21 protein-coding genes, 1 tRNA gene and 1 riboswitch are annotated in these 24,959 nt (G+C 62.9%); of the genes, 20 read left to right on the top strand and 2 right to left on the bottom strand.

Annotated elements, in window-relative coordinates:
* The first annotated feature begins 164 nt into the window (after nt 1-164).
* Nucleotides 165-2,756, top strand: a complete 2,592-nt coding sequence (locus LIX93_RS15440) for a glycosyltransferase (protein ID WP_226504934.1) — start codon at nt 165-167, stop codon at nt 2,754-2,756.
* A 45-nt stretch (nt 2,757-2,801) separates the two neighbouring features.
* Here the strand turns inward: LIX93_RS15440 and LIX93_RS15435 are convergent, their stop codons facing one another.
* The gene (locus LIX93_RS15435; protein ID WP_226504933.1) at nt 2,802-3,449 is read right to left on the bottom strand and encodes a DUF1120 domain-containing protein; all 648 of its coding nucleotides are present in this window, start codon (nt 3,447-3,449) and stop codon (nt 2,802-2,804) included.
* Nucleotides 3,450-3,639: 190 nt separating this feature from the next.
* Between LIX93_RS15435 and dapE the strand changes: the two genes are divergently transcribed.
* The 6 genes from dapE to LIX93_RS15405 all read left to right on the top strand — a co-directional run bounded on the left by dapE (nt 3,640) and on the right by LIX93_RS15405 (nt 9,731).
* On the top strand, nt 3,640-4,791 hold the full coding sequence (gene dapE, locus LIX93_RS15430) for a succinyl-diaminopimelate desuccinylase (RefSeq protein WP_226504932.1): 1,152 nt from the start codon (nt 3,640-3,642) through the stop codon (nt 4,789-4,791).
* Nucleotides 4,791-5,600, top strand: a complete 810-nt coding sequence (locus LIX93_RS15425) for a putative RNA methyltransferase (protein WP_226504931.1) — start codon at nt 4,791-4,793, stop codon at nt 5,598-5,600. Before dapE ends, LIX93_RS15425 begins: the two co-directional genes overlap by 1 nt.
* 23 nt (nt 5,601-5,623) lie before the next feature.
* On the top strand, nt 5,624-6,001 hold the full coding sequence (locus tag LIX93_RS15420) for a hypothetical protein (protein ID WP_226504930.1): 378 nt from the start codon (nt 5,624-5,626) through the stop codon (nt 5,999-6,001).
* A 31-nt stretch (nt 6,002-6,032) separates the two neighbouring features.
* Nucleotides 6,033-8,531 carry a glycerol-3-phosphate 1-O-acyltransferase PlsB gene (gene plsB / locus LIX93_RS15415; protein WP_226504929.1) on the top strand — a complete coding sequence of 833 codons (2,499 nt, stop codon included), beginning with the start codon at nt 6,033-6,035 and terminating at the stop codon, nt 8,529-8,531.
* Nucleotides 8,532-8,572: 41 nt separating this feature from the next.
* Entirely contained in the window at nt 8,573-8,971 is a 399-nt protein-coding gene (locus LIX93_RS15410) for a YbaY family lipoprotein (RefSeq protein ID WP_226504928.1), read from the top strand.
* 70 nt (nt 8,972-9,041) lie between these two features.
* Nucleotides 9,042-9,731, top strand: a complete 690-nt coding sequence (locus LIX93_RS15405; RefSeq protein ID WP_226504927.1) for a DUF4197 domain-containing protein — start codon at nt 9,042-9,044, stop codon at nt 9,729-9,731.
* 42 nt (nt 9,732-9,773) lie between these two features.
* Here LIX93_RS15405 and LIX93_RS15400 read toward each other — a convergent pair whose 3' ends face one another.
* Nucleotides 9,774-10,556 carry a class I SAM-dependent methyltransferase gene (locus LIX93_RS15400; RefSeq protein WP_226504926.1) on the bottom strand — a complete coding sequence of 261 codons (783 nt, stop codon included), beginning with the start codon at nt 10,554-10,556 and terminating at the stop codon, nt 9,774-9,776.
* A 131-nt stretch (nt 10,557-10,687) separates the two neighbouring features.
* Between LIX93_RS15400 and LIX93_RS15395 the strand changes: the two genes are divergently transcribed.
* The 13 genes from LIX93_RS15395 (at nt 10,688) to LIX93_RS15335 (ending at nt 24,944) form a co-directional block, all read left to right on the top strand.
* On the top strand, nt 10,688-11,308 hold the full coding sequence (locus LIX93_RS15395; protein WP_226504925.1) for an energy transducer TonB: 621 nt from the start codon (nt 10,688-10,690) through the stop codon (nt 11,306-11,308).
* A gap of 165 nt (nt 11,309-11,473) precedes the next feature.
* Nucleotides 11,474-11,575: riboswitch (guanidine-I (ykkC/yxkD leader) on the top strand.
* A 61-nt stretch (nt 11,576-11,636) separates the two neighbouring features.
* A complete protein-coding gene (locus LIX93_RS15390) occupies nt 11,637-12,710 on the top strand; it encodes a putative urea ABC transporter substrate-binding protein (protein ID WP_226504924.1) in 1,074 nt (357 codons plus the stop codon).
* 16 nt (nt 12,711-12,726) lie between these two features.
* The gene (locus LIX93_RS15385) at nt 12,727-13,542 is read left to right on the top strand and encodes an ABC transporter permease (RefSeq protein WP_226504923.1); all 816 of its coding nucleotides are present in this window, start codon (nt 12,727-12,729) and stop codon (nt 13,540-13,542) included.
* Nucleotides 13,539-14,342 (top strand): ABC transporter ATP-binding protein, encoded by an 804-nt coding sequence (locus LIX93_RS15380; protein WP_226504922.1) that lies wholly within the window; start codon nt 13,539-13,541, stop codon nt 14,340-14,342. Before LIX93_RS15385 ends, LIX93_RS15380 begins: the two co-directional genes overlap by 4 nt.
* A complete protein-coding gene (locus LIX93_RS15375; RefSeq protein ID WP_226504921.1) occupies nt 14,339-15,058 on the top strand; it encodes an urea amidolyase associated protein UAAP1 in 720 nt (239 codons plus the stop codon). The genes LIX93_RS15380 and LIX93_RS15375 overlap by 4 nt, the downstream gene beginning before the upstream one ends.
* A gap of 21 nt (nt 15,059-15,079) precedes the next feature.
* Entirely contained in the window at nt 15,080-15,709 is a 630-nt protein-coding gene (locus tag LIX93_RS15370; RefSeq protein ID WP_226504920.1) for an urea amidolyase associated protein UAAP2, read from the top strand.
* Between the two features lie 150 nt (nt 15,710-15,859).
* Nucleotides 15,860-19,531 (top strand): urea carboxylase, encoded by a 3,672-nt coding sequence (gene uca, locus LIX93_RS15365; protein ID WP_226504919.1) that lies wholly within the window; start codon nt 15,860-15,862, stop codon nt 19,529-19,531.
* A gap of 191 nt (nt 19,532-19,722) precedes the next feature.
* A complete protein-coding gene (gene atzF, locus LIX93_RS15360; RefSeq protein WP_226504918.1) occupies nt 19,723-21,483 on the top strand; it encodes an allophanate hydrolase in 1,761 nt (586 codons plus the stop codon).
* Between the two features lie 170 nt (nt 21,484-21,653).
* Nucleotides 21,654-21,890 (top strand): cysteine-rich CWC family protein, encoded by a 237-nt coding sequence (locus LIX93_RS15355; protein WP_226504917.1) that lies wholly within the window; start codon nt 21,654-21,656, stop codon nt 21,888-21,890.
* 33 nt (nt 21,891-21,923) lie between these two features.
* Entirely contained in the window at nt 21,924-22,616 is a 693-nt protein-coding gene (locus LIX93_RS15350; RefSeq protein WP_226504916.1) for a pseudouridine synthase, read from the top strand.
* 309 nt (nt 22,617-22,925) lie between these two features.
* Nucleotides 22,926-23,816, top strand: a complete 891-nt coding sequence (locus tag LIX93_RS15345) for an alpha/beta hydrolase (RefSeq protein WP_226504915.1) — start codon at nt 22,926-22,928, stop codon at nt 23,814-23,816.
* Nucleotides 23,817-24,126: 310 nt separating this feature from the next.
* Nucleotides 24,127-24,200: transfer RNA gene (locus LIX93_RS15340), tRNA-Gly, on the top strand.
* Between the two features lie 588 nt (nt 24,201-24,788).
* Entirely contained in the window at nt 24,789-24,944 is a 156-nt protein-coding gene (locus tag LIX93_RS15335; RefSeq protein WP_167355830.1) for a hypothetical protein, read from the top strand.
* The last annotated feature ends 15 nt before the right edge of the window (nt 24,945-24,959 follow it).

Below are 24,959 nucleotides of genomic sequence, written 5' to 3'. Positions count from 1 at the left end.
ACGGGCTCTGCGCGACGAGACTCAGGAAATCACCACGAGAACTTCGTCCACGAATTCCAATCCAAGAAACGTCCTACAGGCTATACCTATACAGTCCTATAGCGCCCGCGTAGGATTCGCGCCTCTCAAACCGCCCGTTCCCCCTATCGGAACCTGAACACCCTATGTCATCGCGTAAATTTGGTCTCAACCTTGTGGTGATCGTGGCGATTGCCGCGCTGTTCACCGGCTTCTGGGCCTTGATCAACCGTCCGGTGTCAGCACCCGACTGGCCGGATCAGATCTCCGGATTTTCCTACTCGCCGTTCCGCCTGGGGCAGAACCCGCAGAAAGGCGTGTACCCGTCCGACGAAGAAATGCGTCAGGACCTCGAACAAATGAGCAAGCTGACCGACCACATCCGTGTGTACTCGGTCGATGGCACCCAGGAGGACATCCCGCGTCTGGCTGAAGAGTTCGGCCTGCGCGTGACCCTGGGCGCCTGGATCGGCCCCGATCTGGAGCGCAACGAGCGGGAAATCGCCAAAGTCATCGAACTGGCCAACAGCACCCGCAGCGTCGTGCGCGTGGTGGTGGGCAACGAAGCGCTGTTTCGCAAGGAAGTCACGGTCAAGCAGTTGACCGACTACCTCGATCGCGTGCGGGCCGCCGTCAAAGTGCCAGTCACCACCTCCGAACAGTGGCACATCTGGGAACACAACCCGGAGCTGGCCAAGCACGTCGACCTGATCGCCGCGCACATCCTGCCGTACTGGGAATTCATCAAGGTGGGCAACGCCCAGCAGTTCGTGCTCGATCGCGCCCACGAACTGAAAAAGATGTTCCCGAAAAAACCGCTGCTGCTCTCTGAAGTGGGCTGGCCGAGCAATGGCCGCATGCGCGGTGGCGCCGATGCATCGCCAGCGGATCAGGCCATTTATCTGCGCAACCTGGTCAACACCCTCAATCGCCGTGGCTACAACTACTTCGTGATCGAGGCCTATGACCAGCCGTGGAAAGCCAGCGACGAAGGCTCGGTAGGCGCGTACTGGGGGGTTTTCAACGCCCAGCGCCAGCAGAAATTCAATTTTGAAGGCCCCATCGTCGCTATTCCGCAGTGGCGGGTACTGGCGATCGGCTCGGCGGTGCTGGCGACTCTGGCCTTGGCGCTGATGCTGATCGACGGCTCGGCGCTGCGTCAGCGCGGTCGGACCTTCCTGACCTTTATCGCCTTCCTGTGCGGGTCGGTGCTGGTGTGGATCGGTTATGACTACAGCCAGCAGTACAGCACCTGGTTCAGCCTGACGGTGGGCTTTTTGCTGGCACTCGGGGCGATGGGGGTCTTCATCGTGCTGCTGACCGAGGCCCATGAACTGGCCGAAGCGGTCTGGACCCACAAGCGCCGCCGGGAATTCCTGCCCAACGAGACCGACAGCGCCTACCGTCCCAAAGTCTCGATCCACGTGCCGTGCTACAACGAGCCGCCAGAGATGGTCAAACAGACCCTCAACGCCCTCGCCGCTCTGGATTACCCCGACTTCGAAGTGTTGCTGATCGACAACAACACTAAGGACCCGGCAGTCTGGGAGCCGGTCAAGGCGCATTGCGAAACCCTCGGCCCGCGCTTCAAGTTCTTCCACGTCGCGCCCTTGGCCGGGTTCAAGGGCGGCGCGCTCAACTACCTGCTGCCGCACACCGCCAAGGATGCCGAAGTGATCGCGGTGATCGACTCCGACTACTGCGTGCACCGCAACTGGCTCAAGCACATGGTGCCGCACTTCGCCGATCCGAAGATCGCCATCGTGCAGTCGCCGCAGGACTACCGCGACCAGGACGAAAGCACCTTCAAGAAGCTTTGCTACTCCGAGTACAAGGGCTTCTTCCATATCGGCATGGTCACCCGCAACGACCGCGACGCGATCATCCAGCATGGCACCATGACCATGACCCGCCGCAGCGTCCTCGAGGAACTGGGCTGGGCCGACTGGTGCATCTGCGAGGATGCCGAGCTGGGGCTGCGGGTGTTCGAGAAGGGCTGGTCGGCCGCGTATCACCACGAAAGTTATGGCAAGGGCTTGATGCCCGACACCTTTATCGACTTCAAGAAGCAGCGCTTCCGCTGGGCCTACGGCGCTATCCAGATCATCAAGCGCCACACCGCCAGCCTGCTGCGCGGTAAGGGCACCGAACTGACTCGCGGCCAGCGCTACCACTTCCTCGCGGGCTGGCTACCGTGGGTCGCGGACGGCATGAACATCTTCTTCACCGTCGGCGCGCTGTTGTGGTCGGCGGCGATGATCATCGTGCCCCACCGGGTCGATCCGCCGCTGATGATCTTCGCGATTCCGCCGTTGGCGCTGTTCGTGTTCAAGGTCGGCAAGATCATCTTCCTGTACCGCCGCGCGGTGGGCGTCAACCTCAAGGACGCCTTCGCGGCAGCCCTGGCGGGGCTGGCGCTGTCGCACACCATCGCCAAAGCGGTGCTGTACGGCTTCTTCACCACGACCATCCCGTTCTTCCGCACGCCGAAGAATGCAGACAGCCATGGCTTCTGGGTTGCCGTATCGGAGGCCCGCGAAGAGCTGTTCATCATGCTCTTGCTGTGGGGCGCGGCGGCCGGGATCTGCCTGGTGCAGGGGCTGCCGAGTTCCGACATGCGCTTCTGGGTCGCGATGCTGCTGGTGCAGTCGCTGCCGTACCTGGCGGCGCTGATCATGGCGCTGCTGTCGGCACAGCCTCGGCCGCTGCTGCAAACTGAGCCGGCGCAGGCTAAATAGCCCGCGCCTGCAAGCCGGGGGGCGCAATGCTCCCCGGCACACCGCTCAGAGATAGATCAATTCGATGGTCGCCTTGCCATCGAGCTGCACCTCACCGGTCAGCGTCAGCTCACTGGCGGGTGCTATCACCAGAAAATGGTTCAAGCCGAAGCTGGCGTCCTTGATCGGCACCGGGCCGTCCGCGCTCCCGTATGCATCGGTAAAGCCCAGCAATTGCCCATCGTTCGGGATGGCACTTGGCTCATCCTGGGCGCCGCCCCACTGTTGGCCGCGCGCATCGCTATAGGTGGTGAATGCCGACGTGCCATTGATCGTGGAACGATCAGGGTGCACCTCGACATAATGCGCACCGATCTTTTCTCCGCGACTGGTCAGGCCCAGGCCATAGGCCGCCCGGTACCAGTTATTGCCAACACTGCCGGCGCGGTCATCGACCCCGCGAACGCCGAACAGGGTGGCGGCATCGCAACTGATATTCAGGGTGTTGACGCGGTTTCGATCAATCACCGTCGCGGTGTGACGCTCCAACTCGGTGACCTTGATCTCGCCGAAATCCACCGTGCTGTTGCTCAGTGTCGGATAACAGGCGCCGGGGGTGATCTTGCCTGTGACGCCGAAATCGATGGCTGACGAAGCCATGACACTGGCACTCGAGAACAGGCAGGCCGTGACTAACAAAACAATGGTTTTCATATCTTTTCATTCCTTTTCCAAGATAACGGGTCGGGCGCGGTTGCGCCCGCAGGGCATAGTGACCGCTTGGCACATAGCAGATGAACCGGGACACCGCTCCCTGGCAACCAACTGGCGCCTGCGCCCCACCCCGATTTGCTTTAACATAGCGGCCCTTATGCGCCCTTGATCCTGCTTTCGGAGTCTTTCCATGACGGCCCCCGCCGACCTCTCCCCTACCCTGCAACTGGCCTGCGACCTTATCCGTCGCCCCTCGGTGACGCCGGTCGATGCCGACTGCCAGAAGCTGATGATGCAGCGCCTGGGCGCGGCCGGGTTCGCGCTGGAGCCGATGCGTATCGAGGATGTCGACAACTTCTGGGCCTACCATGGCCAGGGCGATGGCCCGGTGCTGTGCTTCGCCGGGCATACCGACGTGGTGCCGACCGGCCCGGTCAGCGCCTGGCAGGTCGAGCCGTTCAATGCCTTGATCGATGAACACGGCATGCTCTGCGGCCGCGGCGCCGCTGACATGAAGGGCAGCCTGGCGGCCATGGTGGTGGCGGCCGAACGTTTCGTCGGCGACTATCCCGACCACCGTGGCGCGCTCACCTTCCTGATCACCAGCGACGAAGAAGGCCCTGCCCATCACGGCACCAAGGCCGTGATCGAACGCCTCAAGGCGCGCAACGAGCGGCTCGACTGGTGCATCGTCGGCGAACCGTCGAGCACCACCCTGGTGGGTGACGTGGTCAAGAACGGCCGCCGTGGCTCGCTGGGCGCGACCTTGACCGTGCGCGGCAAGCAAGGCCACGTGGCCTATCCGCACCTGGCCAAAAACCCGATTCACCTGGCCGCCCCGGCACTGGCCGAACTGGCTGCGGAGCACTGGGACCAAGGCAACGATTTCTTCCCGCCGACCAGCTTCCAGGTGTCCAACCTCAACTCGGGCACCGGCGCCACCAACGTCATTCCGGGCGAACTGACGGCGATCTTCAATTTCCGCTTCTCGACCGAATCCACTGTCGAAGGCCTGCAGCAGCGCGTGGCCACCATCCTCGACAAGCACGACCTGGACTGGCACATCGACTGGGCGCTGTCCGGCCTGCCGTTCCTTACCGAACCGGGCGCACTGCTGGACGCCGTTGCGGCCAGTATCAAGGCGGTCACCGGCCGTGATACCCAGCCGTCCACCAGTGGCGGCACCTCCGATGGTCGTTTCATCGCCACCATGGGCACCCAAGTGGTCGAGCTGGGCCCGGTCAACGCCACCATTCACCAGGTCGACGAACGCGTGCTGGCCAGCGATCTCGACGTGCTGACTGAAATCTACTATCACACCTTGATCAAGTTGCTCGCCTGATGCTCACTTGCCCCCTCTGCACAGCCATGCTCGCCAAGGCTGAAAACGGCATGGTCTGCCCCAGCGGCCATCGTTTCGATCGCGCGCGCCAGGGCTACCTGAACCTGTTGCCGGTGCAGCACAAGAACAGCCGCGATCCGGGCGACAACCTGGCCATGGTCGAAGCCCGCCGCGATTTCCTCAACGAAGGTCATTACGCCCCCGTGGCGGCGCGCCTGGCCGAGTTGGCCGCCAAACACTGGCCGCAGCGCTGGCTCGATATCGGCTGTGGCGAGGGTTACTACACCGCGCAAATCGCCGAAGCCCTGCCACGCTCCGACGGTTACGCCTTGGACATCTCCCGCGAGGCCGTCAAGCGCGCCTGCAAACGTGCGCCTGGGGTCAACTGGCTGGTGGCGAGCATGGCCCGCGTACCGTTGGCGGATGCCAGCTGTCAGTTCCTCACCAGCGTGTTCAGCCCGCTGGACTGGAACGAGGCCAAGCGCCTGCTCAGCCCCGGCGGCGGTCTGATGCGTGTGGGGCCGACCAGCGGCCATCTGATGGAACTGCGCGAGGCGCTATACGACGAAGTGCGCGAATACGTCGACGACAAGCACTTGGCCCAAGTGCCGGACGGCCTGCAACTCGATCACAGCGAAACCCTGACCTTCAAGCTCAAACTGATCGACGCGCCCTCACGCGCCAATCTGCTGGCCATGACGCCCCACGGCTGGCGCGCCAGTGCCGAACGTCGCGCCGCAGTGATCGAACAGGCCAAGCCGTTCGTGGTCACTGTTTCCATGCGTTACGATTATTTCGTCGCACACTAATTCCTGCTTCAGCGAGCCCTGCCATGCGCCAACCGGATATCGAGATTTACCTCAAGGACGCCGACGTCGACCACAAGGCCATCACCGCCTGGCTCGAAGCCGCGCTGGGTACTTGTAGCGAGTGGGTGCAAAAAGGCCAGACCTGGAAATGCCGCGCGGGCGACGTGCCGGTCACCTGGCTGCCCAAGGCCGTGGGCAAGTGGAACAGCCTGTTTCTGGACAGCGACCAGACCCCTTGGGAGGACGACGTCGCCTGCGCCCGCGCCGCCTTTGCCGCCCTGCAAGTCGAAGTACGCTGCGCCCCCGGCACCTGGATAGAAGAAGAAGGCGAGGAAGACGCTGATCGCTGGATTCGCATCAGTGTCGATGGTGAAGAAGAGATTACCTGGCGGACTGCTTGATCACGTTCAGCGCGCCGCAAAAGGCTAATTCATGACCCGATCACCGCTGCGCCGTCTCTTCTTTGGTACCCTGCGCCGATTGCTCTACCTGTGGGTGCGTTCCGAGACCATCAACCAGTCCTCGTTCAATCTCAACCTGGACCGCAGTCGGCCGACGTTCTACGTGCTGCAGTCGCCGTCGGTGAGTGATCTGGCGGTAGTGGATCGCGAGTGCAGCAAAGCCAATCTGCCGCGCCCGGTGCTGCCCGTGGCGATCGGTTCGCAAATGGAACCAATGGCCTATTTTTACCTGACCCCGGCCCCCGACTGGCTGGGCCGCCAGGATAAACGCGGGGCACCGCCGACCCTCGAACGGCTGGTCAAGTTGCTGATCGAAGACACCAGCCAGGACGCGCAGATCGTGCCGGTCAGCGTGTTCTGGGGGCAGTCGCCGGCCAGCGAGTCGAGCCCCTGGAAGCTGCTGTTCGCCGACAGCTGGGCAGTCACCGGGCGCCTGCGCCGGCTGGTCACCATTCTGATCCTCGGCCGCAAGACTCGGGTGCAATTCGCCGCGCCCATTCAGCTGCGCGAACTAGTCAGTCACAACAAGGGCCAGGAGCGTACCGTGCGCTTGGCCCAGCGCACCCTGCGTGTGCACTTTCGCAACCAGAAGACCGCCGTCATCGGCCCCGACATCTCGCACCGGCGCAATCTGGTCAAGGGCCTGATCCACGACCCACTGGTGCGCCAAGCCATCAGCGAAGAAGCCGAACGCCAGCACATTCCCCCGGCCAAAGCCGAAGCCCAGGCGCTGCGTTATGGCAACGAGATCGCCTCGGACTACACCTACACCGCCATCCGCTTCCTCGAAGTGGTGCTGAGCTGGTTCTGGAACAAGATCTACGACGGCGTCAAGGTCAACCATATCGAAGGTGTGCAGGACATCGCCCAGGGCAACGAGATCATCTACGTGCCCTGCCACCGCAGCCATATCGACTACCTGCTGCTGTCCTACCTGCTGTTTCGCAACGGCCTGACCACGCCGCATATCGCTGCCGGCATCAACCTCAACATGCCGGTGATCGGCGCGCTGCTGCGCCGCGGCGGGGCGTTTTTCATGCGCCGCACCTTCAAGGGCAATCCGCTCTACACCGCGGTGTTCAACGAGTATCTGCACACCCTCTTCACCAAGGGCTTCCCGGTGGAGTACTTCGTCGAAGGCGGACGCTCGCGCACCGGGCGCATGCTGCAGCCAAAAACCGGCATGCTGGCGATCACGATGCGCAGTTTCCTGCGTTCTTCACGCACGCCTATCGTCTTCGTGCCGGTGTATATCGGCTACGAGCGAGTGCTTGAAGGCCGTACCTACCTGGGCGAATTGCGCGGAGCCACCAAGAAGAAAGAATCGATCTTCGATATCTTCAAGGTCATCGGCGCACTCAAGCAGAAGTTCGGCCAAGTGGCGGTCAACTTCGGCGAACCGATCAAGCTGGCCGAGTTTCTCGAACGCGAGCAACCTGGCTGGCGCGAGCAGGACCTAGGGCCGCAGTACAAGCCGGAGTGGCTGAACGCAACCACCCACCGCCTGGGCGAAACCGTGGCGCGGCATCTCAACGAAGCCGCGGCGGTGAACCCCGTCAACCTGGTGGCCCTGGCGCTGTTGTCCACCTCGCGCCTGGCGCTGGACGAGCGGGCGCTGGCGCGGGTGCTCGACCTGTACCTGGCCTTGTTGCGCCAGGTGCCCTACTCGCCGCACACCACGGTGCCCGAGGGCGATGCCCGCAGCCTGATCGATCACGTCAAAAGCATGGATCTACTGGCCGAACAGGCCGATGCGCTGGGCAAGATCTACTATCTGGACGAACAGAACGCCGTCCTGATGACCTATTACCGCAACAACGTATTGCACATCTTCGCCCTGCCGGCGCTGCTGGCGAGCTTCTTCCAGAGCTCTTCGCGCATGAACCGCGAGCAGATCCTGCGCTACACCAAAGCGCTGTACCCGTTCCTGCAAAAGGAGCTGTTCATTCGCTGGGACATCGCGGAGCTGGACGCGGTGGTGGATCAGTGGCTGGTGGCATTCGTCGAGCACGGCCTGTTGCGCCTGGAGAACGACCTGTACCTGCGCCCAGCACCAAGCTCGCGGCATTTCGTGCTGCTGACGCTGCTGTCGCGCACCATCGCCCAGACCCTGCAACGCTTCTACATGGCCATCGCCTTGCTGCTCAACGCCGGTCAGAGCAACCTGACCAGCGAGGAGCTGGAAGAACTGTGCACGGTCATGGCTCAGCGCCTGTCGATTCTGCATGGCCTCAACGCGCCGGAGTTTTTCGACAAAAGCTTGTTCCGCCACTTTATCCAGAGCCTGCTGGACGTCGGCGTGGTGCGCCGCGGCGAGGACGGCAAGCTCGGCTACCATGAAATGCTCGGCGAACTGGCCGAAGGCGCGGCCAAACGCGTGTTGCCGCCGGACATTCGCCTCTCTATCCGCCAGGTCGCCTTGCACCGCAACGAGGACGCAGCCGACCTGGCCATCATCGACTCGCCTTGAAGCCCAAGGCGAGTGGCTTTCACCCGTATAAGGATGACGCTTTGAAACGACTCACCATTGCCTTCTTGGGCACCTTGCTCAGCGCCTGCAGCAGCATGGATGCGGCGCCGTCACACAGCCTCGACGGCGAAGTGTTCTACCTGCAGCGTTCGGCACTGCCACCGACCGCTATCCTGAGCGTCACGCTGCAGGACGTATCGCTGGCCGATGCCCCGGCCGTGGTGCTGGCGCGCCAGAGCGGACCGGTCAATGGCCAGGTGCCGCTGGCGTTTCACTTGCCATACGATCCGGCCAAGGTGCAGTCTGGCCATCGCTTTGCGGTGAGCGCACGCATCGAAGTGGACGGCAAATTGCTGTTCATCAGTACCGAGCACAATGGGGTCAAGCTCGATGGCAGCGATCCCGTGCCGCTGCGGATTCGTGTCGACGCATTACGCTGACCCTGATCGGCCATTTACAACACGGCTCGCAGGGCGCCTGCGATTCCGTCACTCTGGAAGGATGTTGCCCATGATTCGTCGCACCGCCACCTTTGCCGGCCTCTGCGCTGGCTTGCTCATTTGCGCCAATGCCTTTGCACTTTCGCTGTCCAGCCTGTCCCAGGGCGATGCCAACGGCGGCCTCAAGGATGCCCTCACTCAGGGCGCCCAGGTCGCGGTCAAGGAGCTCGGTGTGCCCGGTGGTTTCAGCAACAACAAGGACGTGCGCATCGGCCTGCCCGGCAAGCTGGGCAAGGTCGCCGACAAGATGAAAATGCTCGGCATGGGCAGTCAGGTCGATTCGCTCGAGGCGAGCATGAACAAGGCCGCGGAAGCCGCAGTGCCTCAGGCCCAGGCGATCCTGGTGGATGCGGTCAAGAACATGAGCGTGACCGATGCCAAGGGCATCCTCACCGGCGGCAAGGACTCGGCCACGCAGTACCTCAACACCAGCAGCCGCGACAAGATCCGCGCCAAGTTCCTGCCCATCGTCAAGCAGGCCACTGACAAAGTCGGCCTGGCGCAGCAATACAACAGCTTCGCCGGCAAGGCGGCCGCGTTGGGCGTGGTCGACTCCAAGGATGCCAATGTCGAAGGCTATGTAACTGAAAAGGCGCTGGATGGGCTGTTCAAAATGATTGCCCAGCAGGAAGAGACGATTCGTCAGAATCCAGCAGCCGCGGCTACGAGCTTGGCCAAGAAAGTCTTTAGCGCCTTGTAAGCAGGCACGGCCGAGCAGAAGCCCGATCAGGCAACGCAACACTCAGGGCTTGAGCGCCTTCTTCGGATAAATATCGTATCGACTGGATTTCCCTTCCAGCGCATGGCTCGGCTTGGGCCCCTCGATGCACGGCGCCTTGCGTGGCCGCTTGACCACTACCCGGTGGCTGGCCAGCGCCAGGGCCGCTTCGAGCAAGGCCGGGGCGTCCATATCATCGCCTACCAACGGCCTGAACAGGCGCATCTCCTTTTTCACCAAGGCGCTCTTGTCGCGGTGGGGAAACATCGGGTCGAGGTAGATCACCTGCGGCGCTTGCTCTTGCCAGCCGCGCATCAATTCGATGGCGTTACCTGTCAGCAAGCGCATGCGCGCCACGATGGCCCCTACCTCTTCATCGCCGATTGCCCGGCGCAGACCGTCTTCGAGCAGAGCCGCGATGATCGGCTGGCGCTCGATCAAACTCATGGTGCAGCCCAGGCTGGCCAGCACGAACGCGTCCTTGCCCAGCCCCGCCGTCGCATCCAGCACCAGCGGGCGCACGCCCGGTTGAATGCCCACCGCCTTGGCGATCATCTGCCCGCTGCCGCCGCCGAACAACCGCCGATGGGCGACTGCGCCCTCGACGAAATCCACCCGTACCGCACCCGGCGCCTGGGGGCCGAGTTGCTGCAGCTGCAAGCCTTGCTCGGTAGCCTGCAGGGCAAATTCCGGGTCATCCAGTTGCAAGGGCAAGCCCAGGCGTTGTGCCCATTGCTCGGCCTGTAGCTGACAGACGGCACTCAGCGCCTGCACCTGGATTCGGCTCGGGGCCTGGGGTTCTGACATGAATCGCTTACTCGAAAAAAAATTAAAAGATCGGCCACAGCCGCCGATAAGTATTGTGTCCAGGTATCTCGGCCCAGAAACAGGCCCAGAAACCCGACCTCAAAAACCCAAGCCTCGCGGTCCCGACTGCCATGACCCAACTCCAATCCAACGCCATTGGTTATCTGTCGCCCATTAGCGACTTTAACCTGCACAACACCCAGGCACTGGGCGGCGTAAGCCATCTGTGGCAAGACTTCTTTGCCCGGGCAATGGCGGATCAGGGCGGCGAGGATACCGCACTCGCGGCCTACAGCGCAGAACCGGCGTTGAGCAGCGAAGGCGAACCGATCACTGGCAGTCAGATCCTCGAGCAGATCGTCAGCCAGCGCCAGTGCAGCGTCCAGGACACCGAAGTACGCCCACCCGAGCCACTGTTCCTGCCGATCGCCGAGTTCGATCTGGACCTCCTGCCCGCAGTCGCCAAGCCGTTCAGCGCCGACGAGATCGTCGCTCAGCAAGCTCACCTGGATACCGATATCAGCTGGCGCCGCCCGGTAGTGATGAGCCACGGCCAACCCCTGCCAGAGCCCGGCCCAGCCCCTGCGCCACGGCCATTATTCCTGCCGATCGCCGAATTCGAAACCGATCTGCTGCCCGCCGCGCCAGCACCATTCGACGCGACCACGCTGGCCAAACAGCAAAGTGAGCTGGACTTCGATCAGCGCTGGGCCCGCCCGGTGGTTCTGGAAAACCTGCGCATCGCGGCTTGATAGACACTTCTGCTCCCACAGGGTGCAGACGCACTGTTTCGGGGCGTAAATATCATGATCCGATTTCGCTCTACTCAACAAAACCGCGGCCTCCAGCCAGTTGGCACAACTCTCGCTTATAGCTTGGCGTGCAGGAGTCATCACAGGTTCGCGGCACTACAATTTGCAATGGCTGACTAGGGTTCCGGCTCGCTGAACGCGAGTGACTGGTCCGAGAGTCGGCGACCTCCAGTTGAGGTTACACGGCGGGATAAAAGCCCGGGAGACAGCACACCTTCATCGGTGTCGCGAGGCCTCCTGTGCACCCACGATCAACTGGAGATTCACTATGCAAACCTCAAGACCTCGCTTGATGGCGTTTCTCGCCGCTGGCCTCAGCGCCGTGCTCAGCTTCTCTTCCCAAGCCGCCAGCAAAGACCACTTCAACGTGTGCTGGACCATCTACGCCGGCTGGATGCCTTGGGAATATGCAGGCACCCAAGGCATCGTCGACAAGTGGGCGAAAAAATACGGCATCGACATCAAGGTCACTCAGCTCAACGACTATGTCGAATCAATCAACCAGTACACCGCCGGCCAGTTCGATGGCTGCACCATGACCAACATGGACGCCCTGACCATCCCCGCCGCCGGTGGCGTCGACAGCACCGCGCTGGTGGTCAGCGACTTCTCCAACGGCAACGACGGCATCGTCATCAAGGGCACCGGCAAGACCGTCAAAGACCTCAAGGGCATGAACGTCAACCTGGTGGAGCTCTCCGTGTCCCACTACCTGCTGGCCCGAGCGCTGGACAGCGTTAGCCTGCGTGAAAAAGACCTCAAAGTGGTGAACACCTCCGACGCTGACATCAGCGCCGCCTTCAACACCGATCAGGTCCAGGCCGTCACCACCTGGAACCCGATGCTCGCCGACATCAAGGCCAAGCCGGGCGTGACCGAAGTGTTCGACTCGAGCAAGATCCCCGGCGAAATCATGGACATGATGGTGGTCAACACCCAGACCCTCAAGGACAACCCCGCCCTGGGCAAGGCACTGACCGGCGCCTGGTTCGAGGTCATGGCGTTGATGAACAGCAAATCCGCTGCCGGTGAAGCCGCCCTGGAACACATGGCCAAAGCCTCAGGTACCGACCTGGCGGGCTTCAAGGCGCAGTTGGCCACCACCGCACTGTTCTACACCCCACAGCAGACGCTGGACTTTGCCAACAGTGCCGAGCTGCCGAAGACCATGGACAAGGTTGCCGGTTTCTCATTCGATCACGGCCTGCTCGGTGAAGGCGCCAAGGACAGCAGCGCGGTAGGCATGAGCTTCGCCCATGGCGTAACCCGCGGCGACAAGGCCAACCTCAAGCTGCACTTCGACCCGACCTACGTGCAAATGGCCGCCGACGGCAAGCTGTAACCCTGGAGGACGCGCCATGCGCCTGATCAATCGTCATCCCGATCGCCCCAGTCGGCTGTTGCTGGTGATACTGCCGTTCGCCCTGCTGCTGTGCGCGTATTTTTTCGGCTCGGCGCAACGGCTGACGGAAAACCCCAACGACAAACTGCTGCCCAGCGCCGTGCAGATGAGCGATGCGGTGAAACGCATGGCCTTTACCGAGGACAAACGCAGCGGCGGCTACCTGCTCTGGCAGGACACCGCCTCGAGCCTGCAGCGCCTGGCCATCGGCCTGGGCGTCAGCGCCGTGGTGGGCCTGTGCCTGGGCATCGCTGCGGGCACCTTGCCGCTGTTCGGTGCGCCGTTGTCACCCTTGCTAGTAGTGCTGTCGATGGTGCCGCCGCTGGCGATCCTGCCGATTCTGTTCATCGTCTTCGGCCTGGGCGAGTTGTCCAAGGTGATGCTGATCGTCATCGGCATCACCCCCATCCTCGCCCGTGATCTAGAACAGCGCGCGCGGGAAATCCCTGTCGAGCTGTTGATCAAGGCGCAGACCCTGGGCGCTTCGACCTGGACGCTCATCCTGCGCGTGGTGCTGCCGCAACTGCTGCCGCGCTTGTTGATCTCGCTGCGGCTGGTGCTGGGTTCGGCGTGGTTGTTCCTGATCGCCGCCGAAGCCATCGCCTCCGAAGACGGCCTGGGCTATCGCATCTTTCTGGTACGCCGCTACCTGGCCATGGACGTGATTTTGCCCTACGTGGTGTGGATCACCTTGCTGGCATGGCTGATGGACCTGGGCCTCAAGCACCTCACCCGCCGAGCCTTCCCCTGGTATGAAGGAGCGCGCGCATGAGCATCATCCAGGTACGCAACGTGTGGCAACAGTACGGCGACCACGTGGTGCTCGAAGGCTTGAACCTGAGCATCGCCGAAGGCGAGTTCTGCACCTTGGTGGGCACATCCGGCTGTGGCAAATCCACCTTCCTGCGCTTGCTGCTGGGCCAGGAACGGGTCAGCCGCGGCGAGATTCTGCTCGATGGCCAGCCCCTGGCCGGCGAACCGGATGCCAGCCGCGGCGTGGTGTTCCAGCGCTACTCGGTGTTCCCGCATTTGACGGTGCTGGACAACGTCGTCCTCGGCCTGGAACTGCCCCTCGCGCCGTTGTCAGGGCGCTTGTTCGGCCACCGCAAACGCTTGGCGCGCGAGCAGGCCGAGGCGCTGCTGATCAAGGTCGGCCTTGGCCACGCCTTGGGCAAGTACCCGGCGCAGTTGTCCGGCGGCATGCAGCAACGCTTGGCCATTGCCCAGGCGCTGATCATGAAACCACGCGTGCTGCTGCTCGACGAGCCGTTCGGCGCCCTTGACCCCGGCATCCGCAAGGACATGCACGCCCTGCTGCTGGAGCTGTGGCGCGAAACCCGACTCACTGTGTTCATGGTCACCCACGACCTCAGCGAAGGGTTCAGCCTCGGCACCCGCCTGATGGTGTTCGACAAGGTCCGCGTCGACCCGCACGCGCCCATGGCCTATGGCGCACGCATCACCTACGACCTGCCCCTGAACGCCGATCGGCGTGCCAATCGCACTGCCGATGAGACCCTGCCCGCCGCGCTGCTGGGCAGTCTGCAACCGATTCGAGGAACCCTCATATGACCACTCTCCACTACCCCGTCATCGCCGAAGAAGCCCTGCCCGGCGGCGGCCATCGCTCCTTTGTACTCAAGCGCGGCCAGCTGCTGCGGCTCACCGATCTGGAAGGCGGCGCCAACGTCAGCCTGATGCTGCTCAACGCCCGGGAAAAAACCGAACGACTGAACCTGCCCGACAGCCTCAAATGCCAGCACACCGCCAAGCTCACCCAGGGCCACTGCCTGTACTCGGACATGGGCAACGTGCTGGCGGCCATCACCAAAGACACCTGCGGCTGGAGCGACAGCCTCGGCGGCGTCCTCAGTGCCAGCGAAGCACTGGAGAAATACGGCCAGGGTCGCTATCAGGAACTGCGCAACGGCTACCACCGCAATGGCGTCGACAACCTGCTGATCGAACTGGGCAAATGGGGCCTGGGCCTGGCCGACCTGTTGATGACTCTCAATCTGTTCAGCCGCGTTGATGTCGACCGCGACGCCCAACTGCACTTCGTCCCGGGCAATTCCAAGGCCGGTGACTGCATCGAGCTGTACGCACCGATGGACACCCTGGTGCTGCTGACCGCGCTGCAACACCCGATGGACCCGAACCCGGTCTATGCCCCCAAGCCGCTGACCCTGACCTGGATGAACGCCGACGCCAGCGTCGCCGAGGGCTGCCGTACCTCGCGCCCCGAGAACGAGCGCGGCTTCATCAACACCGATCGGCTGTTTGCCTGAACCGAGCTGAGGACTGCGACCATGACACTTTCGACCCTGCACCCGGAAACCGCCGTTGCCCGCTACATCATTGGCGCCGGCGAGCCCTTCATGACAGAGATAAAGGCCGGGCAGACCCTGCGCCTGCTCGACCTCGAAGGCAACCAGGCGGTGGACACGCTGTTCTATAGCGCCGCCGACCCCAGCGAGCGCTATGACGTGCAACGCACCTTGCGCCGCCAGGGCCGGGTGTACCTGAGCACCGGTAGCGTGTTGTATTCCAACCTTGGCCGGCCGTTGCTGACCATCGTCGATGACACCTGCGGGCGCCACGACACCCTTGGCGGCGCCTGTTCGCAAGAGAGCAACACCGTGCGCTACGCCTTGGACAAACGCCACATGCACAGCTGCCGCGACAACTTTCTCCACGCGTGCCAGCACGACGGCCGTTTGGGCAAGCAGGACATCAGCCCCAACATCAATTTTTTCATGAACGTGCCGGTGACCGCCGAGGGTGGCTTGACGTTCGAGGACGGCATCTCCGCGCCGGGCAAATACGTGGAGCTGCGCGCCGAGATGGACGTGATCGTGCTGATCTCCAACTGCCCGCAATTGAACAACCCGTGCAACGGCTATAACCCGACGGCCGCTGAGGTGCTGATCTGGGATTGAGGGGATCTTGCTCGCAAAGAGGCCGGTGCGACCGCCGCAAAATGTAATGGATGCACACCCGCCCCAAGGACGACCCTGGGGCCTATCGAAAACAGCGGGACGGCCCGCTTCCCACTTGAGGCCCGCATCGAGGTCTCCAGGGGTCATGCCATGTTCGACACACTGCTGATTGCCAACCGCGGCGCCATTGCCTGCCGTATTTTGCGCACCCTGCGCGACCTCAAGGTCCGGGGTGTGGCAGTCTATTCCGAAGCCGACCTGGCCAGCCGCCACTTGCTCGAGGCCGACGAAGCCCACAGCCTGGGCGAAGGCGCCGCGGCCAACACCTACCTGCGCGTCGACAAGCTCCTCGCCATCGCCAAGGCCAGCGGCGCGCAAGCCATTCATCCCGGCTATGGATTTTTGTCCGAGAATGCCGCCTTCGCCGAAGCCTGCGAAGCGGCCGACATCGCCTTCGTCGGCCCGACACCCGAGCAACTGCGCCTGTTCGGCCTCAAGCACACCGCCCGCGCGCTGGCCCGTGAGCACGGCGTGCCACTGCTAGAAGGCACCGACCTGCTCGATAGCCTTGAAGAGGCCCTGCTCGCCGCCACCCAGGTCGGCTACCCGATCATGCTCAAGAGCACTGCCGGTGGTGGCGGCATCGGCATGCGCGTGTGCCGTTCGGCCGCCGAGCTGAGTGAGGCCTTCGAGACCGTCAAGCGCCTGGGCCAGAACAACTTCAGCGACGCCGGCGTATTCATCGAAAAATACATCGAGCGCGCCCGCCATCTGGAAGTCCAGGTGTTCGGCGACGGCGCAGGCGAGGTACTGGCCCTGGGCGTTCGGGATTGTTCGGTGCAAAGGCGCAACCAGAAGGTGCTGGAAGAAACCCCCGCGCCCAACCTGCCGGACGGCATGGCCGAAGCGCTGTGCAACGCCGCAGTGCAACTGGCCAAGGCGGTCAATTACCGCAGCGCTGGCACCGTCGAATTTGTTTTCGACAGTGACGATCAGCGGTTCTACTTTCTGGAAGTGAACACCCGCCTGCAGGTCGAGCACGGTGTCACCGAGCAAGTCTGGGGTGTCGATCTGGTGCGCTGGATGGTGCAACTGGCCGCCGGTGATCTGCCGCCACTCAGCGAGCTGAGCGCAGCGTTGCTGCCCAGCGGTCATGCGATCCAGGCGCGGTTGTATGCCGAAGACCCGAGCAAGGATTTCCAGCCAAGCCCAGGCTTGCTGACGCAGGTCGATTTCCCCGCTGCCGAGGGTCGACACTTGCGCATCGACACCTGGGTCGAGGCTGGTTGCGAGATCCCTCCGTACTTCGATCCGATGATCGCCAAGCTGATCGCCTGGGCACCGAACCGTGAACAAGCCCGCCTGCAACTGCATCAGGCACTGGGCGACAGCCACCTTTATGGCGTCGAGAGCAACCGCGATTACCTGCGTCAGATTCTGCTGGATACACCCTTCGCCAGCGGCCAGCCATGGACTCGCTGCCTGGAGCAGTTGGTGTACCGCGCCGACACATTCGAGGTGATCAGCGGTGGCACCCAGACCACCGTACAGGACTTCCCTGGCCGCCTCGGCTACTGGGCCGTTGGGGTGCCACCCTCGGGGCCGATGGACAGCCGCGCCCTGCGTCTGGGCAACCAGTTGCTGGGCAACAGCGCCGATTGCGCGGGCCTGGAAATCACCATGAACGGCCCGTTGCTGCGCTTCAACGGCGCGGCGGTGGTGGCGGTGACCGGTAGCGATATCGCCTTGACGCTGGACGGCGTGGTGCAACCCCTCAACACCGCGCTGTCGATTCCGGCGGGCGCTACCCTGAGCCTCGGCGCGGTACGCGGGCATGGCGCGCGGGCCTACCTGTGCGTGCGTGGCGGTATTCAGGTGCCCGATTATCTGGGCAGCAAGAGCACCTTCACCCTTGGCCAGTTCGGCGGCCATGGCGGTCGCGCATTGCGCGCTGGTGATGTCCTGCATCTGGCAGCACTTTCAGATCAGTCAGCCGGCGCGACCGTACCGGCGCAGGCACTCGCACCCTTGGGCGAACTGCGCACCATTCGGGTGATCTACGGCCCCCATGGCGCGCCGGAATACTTCACGGCAGGCTATATCGAACAGTTCTTCGCGACAGCTTGGGAGGTGCACTTCAATTCCAGCCGTACCGGTGTGCGCTTGATCGGGCCCAAGCCTGAGTGGGCCCGTAGCGATGGCGGTGAGGCGGGGCTGCACCCGTCGAACATCCATGACAACCCCTATGCCATAGGCGCGGTGGACTTTACCGGCGACATGCCGGTGATCCTCGGCCCGGACGGGCCAAGCCTGGGCGGCTTCGTGTGCCCGGTGACGGTGATCGAGGCCGATTTGTGGCAGTTGGGGCAGTTGAAGGCGGGGGACAAGATCGAGTTCGTGCCGGTGGATGTGGCGACCGCGCGAGCACTCAATGCTGAGCTGACAGCCAGGTTGACGCTAAACGCTTCGCGGGCAGGCCTTGCTCCCACTGGGATAACCGCTGACCACGCAGATCCCCAGTGGGAGCAAGGCTTGCCCGCGAAGGGGCCCTCAGCCAAACCCCATACCCTGATCTCCCCCATCGTGCTCGACCTCGGCGCCAACGACACCCGCCTGGTCGCACGCCTGGCCGGTGACACCCACCTGCTGCTGGAAATCGGCGCCGCCGAACTCGACCTGGTGCTGCGTTTCCGCGGCCACGCCCTGATGCAAGCACTGGAGGCAAAAGCCCTGGCCGGGGTCATCGACCTCACCCCCGGCATCCGCTCCCTGCAGATCCACTACCAGCCTGAGCAGCTGCCGCTGACCCAACTGCTGGACCTGATCGCCGGCGAGTGGGATGCCGTCTGCGCCGCCCGCGACCTGCAGGTCCCCTCACGTATCGTCCATCTGCCGCTTTCCTGGGACGACCCCGCCTGCCAGTTGGCCATCGACAAATACATGACCACCGTGCGCAAGGACGCGCCCTGGTGCCCGAGCAACCTGGAGTTCATCCGCCGCATCAACGACCTGCCCGACCTCGATCAAGTGCAGCGCACCGTGTTCGACGCCAGCTACCTGGTGATGGGCCTGGGCGACGTATACCTCGGCGCCCCGGTGGCCACCCCGCTGGACCCGCGCCATCGGCTGGTGACGACCAAGTACAACCCGGCGCGCACCTGGACCGCCGAAAACTCCGTAGGCATCGGCGGCGCCTATTTGTGCGTGTACGGCATGGAAGGCCCCGGCGGCTACCAGTTCGTCGGGCGCACACTGCAGATGTGGAACCGCTACCGCCAGGTCGGCGCCTTCGAGGGCAAACCGTGGCTGCTGCGCTTCTTCGATCAGATCCGCTTTTATCCGGTGAGCGCCGATGAATTGCTGAACATTCGCCGCGACTTCCCGCTCGGGCGCTTCGACCTGAACATCGAACACAGCCAGCTCAATCTGGCCGACTACCAGCGCTTTCTCGAACGCCACGCCGAGAGCATCGGCGCTTTCCGCGCGCATCAGCAGCAGGCGTTCAATGCCGAACGTGAGCGATGGATCAGCAGTGGTCAGGCCCATTTCGACAGCACTGAAGCGGTGGCGGAAATCACCGAGGAGTCGCCGCTGGAGGCTGGGCAGCTCAGCGTCGACAGCCCGATCGCCGGCAATCTCTGGCAGGTGCAGGTGGCTATTGGCGAGCGCGTCGAAGCCGGTGCCGCACTGGTGGTGTTGGAGTCGATGAAGATGGAAATCCCGGTGCTGGCGCCTTGCGCTGGCGTGGTCCGCGACATCCGCGTGCAACCCGGCTCGGCGATTCGTGCAGGGCAGCGGGTGGTGGTGCTGGAAACAGACTGATCCCTGTGCGAGCGGGCTGCGCCCGCGAAGAGGTTAGCGGCACCAACGACACACAGTTGGCTGATCGCTGAATTGCCTGGCCTCTTCGCGGGCAAGCCTTGCTCCCACAGGCGTACGACTGCGAGAGCAACGCTTGCTCGCGAAGAGGTCCGCAAGATCGCCACCCCAATTTCGTAACAGGAGAATTGTTCATGACCACTCCCAACCTGCAACTCGACACCCTGCGCGCTGCCTATCGCGCCGGCACTCACACCCCGCGCCAGCTCATCCTGCAACTGCGCGAAAAAGCCGCCACCCTGAACCCCGAATACCACCTGTTCATCCACCTGCTCAGCGAGGCCGAGCTCGAACCCTACCTCGCGGCCCTCGAACAACGCAGCCTCGACGAGCTGCCGCTGTATGGCGTCCCCTTCGCGCTCAAGGACAACATCGATCTGGCGGGCATCCCCACCACCGCGGCCTGCCCGGCATTCGCCTTCACCCCGCAGCGCTCGGCGACGATCGTCGAACAACTGATCGCCCTCGGCGCCATTCCACTCGGCAAAACCAACCTGGACCAATTCGCCACCGGCCTCAACGGCACCCGCTCGCCCTACGGCGCCTGCATCAACAGTGTGCTCAAGGACTACCCCAGCGGTGGCTCCAGCGCCGGCTCGCCGCTGGCCGTGGCACTGGGCCTCGCCAGCTTCGCCCTGGGCACCGATACCGCTGGCTCGGGCCGTGTACCGGCAGCGCTCAACAATCTGGTCGGGCTCAAGGCCACCAAAGGCCTGATCTCCACAGCAGGCGTGCTGCCGGCGTGCCGCACCCTCGATTGCGTGACCACCTTCACCGCCACTTGCAGCGAGGCCAGCCAACTGCTCGCCCTGACCTGCGGCCTCGACCCGCGTGACGAATACAGCCGCGCCAACCCGCTGTGGAACGACGCGTCGGCGTTCGGTAACGTGCGCCCGTTCCGCTTCGGCGTGCCCGCCCAGCTGGAGTTTTTCGGCTGCAGCGAAGGCCCGGCATTGTTTGCCGATGCCGTGGCGCGCCTGCAGGCCTTGGGTGGTCAACCCGTGTCATTCGACCTCGCCCCCTTCCTCGAAGTCGCCCGCCTGCTGTACGAAGGTCCCTGGGTGGCGGAGCGCTACAGCGTGGTCGGCGAGCTGATCGAAACCCAGCCCGAAGCCGTGTTGCCGGTGATCCGCGACGTGCTCGCCAAAGCGCCGAGCGTGACCGGCGTACAGACCTTTCGCGCGCAGTACCGCCTGCAGGTCCTCAAAGCCCAATGCGATCAGATCCTCGCCGGCCTGGACTGCATGCTCACCCCCACCATCGGCCGCCCCGTGACCCTCGCCGAACTGGCCGAAGAACCGGTGTTGCGCAACTCCGAACTGGGCTACTACACCAACTTCATGAACCTGCTGGATTACGCGGCCGTCGCCGTCCCGACCGCTTTCATGGGCAACAGGCTGCCGTGGGGCGTGACCTTGTTCGGCCGCGCCTTCACCGATCAATACTTGCTCAGCGTGGCCAGCGCCCTGCACGGTGGCGAGCGCGCGCCGAGCACGCCAGCACGCAACGACATGGCCCGCCTGGTGGTCTGCGGCGCGCACCTGAACGGGCTGGCGCTGAATTGGCAACTCAAGCGTCGCGGCGCGCGCTTGCTGGAGGCCACCCACAGCTCTGCCGATTATCGTTTATACGCCTTGGCTGGCGGCCCACCGCTGCGCCCCGGCATGCTGCGCGTCGGCGAAGGGGGCGTGGCCATCGAGGTGGAAGTCTGGGAGGTGCCGAGCAGCGAACTGGGTTCGTTCCTGACCGGGATACCCGCGCCATTGGGGCTGGGTAAAGTGCAGCTTGCCGATGGACGCTGGGAGAGTGGGTTTATCTGCGAGCCTTATGGCCTGCAAGGCGCTGAAGACATCAGCCACTTCGGCGGCTGGCGCGCGTGGTTGGCAGCTCGCTGATTTAAACCTCACGCAATACCTGTAGCGAGGAGGCCTGCCCCCGAAAATCGCGATCCCCCGCACTTTTGGGTGGGTCAATTATTTTCGGGGGCAAGCCCCCTCGCTACATAGATCTGGACGGGCACAAAATGTGCGTGATAATGCACGTTCTTACCACCCGGTACACCCCAATGAGCGATCACACCCGCTGCCCCGCCTGCGGCGCCAGCAACGATTGCACCCTGGCCGATCCAACCACCGCCGACCAGCCCTGCTGGTGCTTCACCGTGAGCATCGACCCCGCCGTCCTGCAAGCCCTGCCCGCCGAGCTGCGCAACCAGGCCTGCCTGTGCCCGCGCTGTGCCCGGGTCGATGCTCAGCTCAAAGCCAACGCCGACGCCGACGCCGACGCCGCGACAATCCGCTAACATAGCCGCCCCTCTTCCAGCCGTTTTGCCTCTATGCGCGTTGATCGTTTCCTCAGCAACCTGCCCCGCTTCAACCGTCAGCAAGTGCGCCTGCTGCTGGTCCAGGGCCGCGTGCAGGTCGATGGCCAACCGGCGCGAGACGGCCATCATCCGGTCAGCGAATTCAGTCAGGTGACGGTCGATAGTGAGGTGCTGCAAGCCGCCCGCCCGCCACGCTATTTCATGCTGCACAAACCCATGGGCTGCGTCAGCGCCACCAGCGACCCGCAGCACCCTACCGTGCTCGACCTGCTCGACGAGCCGGACAAACAGCGGCTGCACATTGCCGGACGCCTGGACTTCAACACCTCCGGCCTGCTGCTCATTACCGACGATGGCCAGTGGTCGCGGCGCCTGACCCAGCCCGGCAGCAAATTGCCCAAGGTCTACCATGTGGAAACCGAGCAGCCAATCGGCGCCCACTACGCCGAGACCTTCGCCAACGGCATCTACTTCGCCTTCGAAGACCTCACCACCCTGCCCGCCCAACTCACCCTGCTGGGCAGCCACAGTGCCCACCTGACATTGGTCGAAGGCCGCTACCATCAGGTCAAGCGCATGTTCGGTCTTTTCCAGAACAAAGTGGTACGTCTGCACCGCGAGCGCATCGGCGAAATCGTCCTCGACCCAGGCTTGGCGCCGGGCCAGTACCGGCCGCTGACCGCTGAAGAGATTCAGCCAATCTGACCCGGCGACCGCTCAGCCGAAAAGGCCCGAACAGGGTCTCGACGTTACTTGCGGGTTCCGGGTTTCACTGCTTGAATCCAAGTGCCGGTCCTGACTTGACTCGGCTGCCGCTCGCGTTTTTCAAGCCGATTTTTTGCCGTCCATCGCCGCCTCGAAGCGCGCGAGAACGGCATGCCCACCTATAACAACAGCCGTCGACCATCCCTCGGATCGACAAGGGCCCCCCTTCCAGGCGTATGCCTACCTGTCATAAACAACGCGCACGCTGGTTGCGCGAATACTCGTTATTGTTTGTCAGGAGTCAAGGACATGAGGCCAGAAATCGCTGTGCTGGATTTACAGGGTCAGTATCGGGTTTACACGGAGTTCTATCGCGCAGAGGCCGCCGCCAAGACCATCATCCTGGTGAACGGCTCATTGGCCACGACCGCCTCCTTCGCCCAGACCGTTCGCAATCTTCATCCCCAGTTCAACGTCGTGCTATTCGACCAGCCTTACGCGGGCAAGTCCAAGCCGCACAACGCCAACGCGCGCTCGCTGACCAAAGAGGAAGAAGGACAGATCCTCCTCGAGCTGATCGACCACTTCGCCGCCGAGCACGTCATGTCCTTCAGTTGGGGGGGCGCCTGCGCCCTGCTGGCCCTGTCGGAGCGGCCTCGGACCTTGGAACGCGCGGTCATCAGCTCGTTCTCGCCGACCATCAACGTGCACATGAACGACTACCTGACCCGCGGCATCGAATACCTGGGCGCCTGCGAGCGCTACAAGGTCGGGGAGCTGATCAACGAGACCATCGGCAAGCACCTGCCGTCGTTGTTCAAGCGCTTCAACTACAAACACGTCAGCACACTGGCCGCGCACGAATACGCACAGATGCACTTTCACGTCAGCGAGGTGCTGCAAAGCAACCTGGGCGGCGCGCTCGAAGCGGCAAGCAACATCAACGTGCCGGTGCTGTTCATGAATGGCGAATGGGACGAATACACCACCCCGCTCGACGCCCGCCTGTTCGGCAAGCACATCCCTCAGAGCCATTTCGTGACCATCCAAAGCGCCGGCCACTTCCTCGACATGGAACACAAGGCCGCCTGCCGTGACAGCCGCCAGGCGCTGATCGACTTCCTGAGCAACACGCCTGCCGAGAAACGCGTGCGCTTTCATCCACGTCCCGCGCAGGATCACCATGCCTTCGCCATTTGACCGTCGATCCCGCCTGTAGCGCTGCCGATTTGTTTTGGCAGGCAGGGCTACGGGGGTGATCTGACTGAATGCGCAGGAAAAAGCTTCAAATCGGGAAAGAGTTCTGGTACAAAGTCAGCCGCAATGAGCGGGTGTCGTAACAGACAGTGCTCCAGCTTCCCAAGTCGACTCGGGATACGTGCTGGACTACCGCATTTTGTGGGCAGTAAATGCGGGTATAGTTTAGTGGTAAAACGAAAGCTTCCCAAGCTTTAGTTGAGGGTTCTTACTGGACAACCGCTTTTGTGAGCGAGCTTCACTAGCAAGACATGCGGGTATAGTTGAATGGTACAACTATTGCTTCCCAAGCAATCGGTGAGGGTTCGATTCCCTCTACCCGCTCCACATTCCGTGATCTAGGGCACGTTCAGGCTTTCTGCCTCGTACTCTGAATCCCCCGAAAGCCCCCCCTTACCCCCAACCACAAATCCCGAAACGACCTCACTCACAAACGTGATGACTAGTTACCCATGCCCATTCGATACCGCACAACGCTACGAGCCGCCGCCTGAACTTCTGAGTTAGCTCAACCCGCACGCAGCGATAAGCCCAGCCTCTCCACGAGAAGTCGACTTTCCAGACAATTGGATGGTGTTGAATCGAAAAGGGCCCGCCATACATTGCTTAAGGCCAGTTGAACTCTGCGCTGATGACCCGAAAGCTAAGTGACATTCCGCTGCCCCTCCCCTGATACCCCTGCCCTGCGACACGCACTTGGCCAGATCGCTACGCCCGATGATCTGCAAGCCAAAATTCCTGCCTCTGCAAGAGAGGCGCTGGCACTACGAGCAAGACGTCACCCACAAAGTCGTCAATCCACGACAGAAGTTCGCCAGTGACGATGACATAGCCCTTGTTGCTGCTGCATAGAGAGGCTTGAGCGCTATCCAGGGGCCGAGCTGCTACGGTCAGTAGGCGCTGGAAAGCGGAGTAATGGTTACAATCCTTGAGGACTGCCCCACCGAAAGCTTCGAGTTCTTCGTGGTCTTCCCTTCAACGAAGTACCTGCCAGAGCGTGTCATGGCCTTGGCCGACTACCTGAAACATCAGCTGAGCCAGCAGTCGGAGCTACAGCTAATCAACGCTTGAATGAAAGTCAGCCGG

Origin of the sequence: Pseudomonas sp. MWU16-30317, from assembly GCF_020515695.1 — a bacterium.
In the GTDB taxonomy this organism is placed as follows: Bacteria; Pseudomonadota; Gammaproteobacteria; order Pseudomonadales; family Pseudomonadaceae; genus Aquipseudomonas.
The sequence above is the reverse complement of the archived record's forward strand: the minus strand, read 5'-3'. Positions and strand labels throughout refer to the sequence as shown.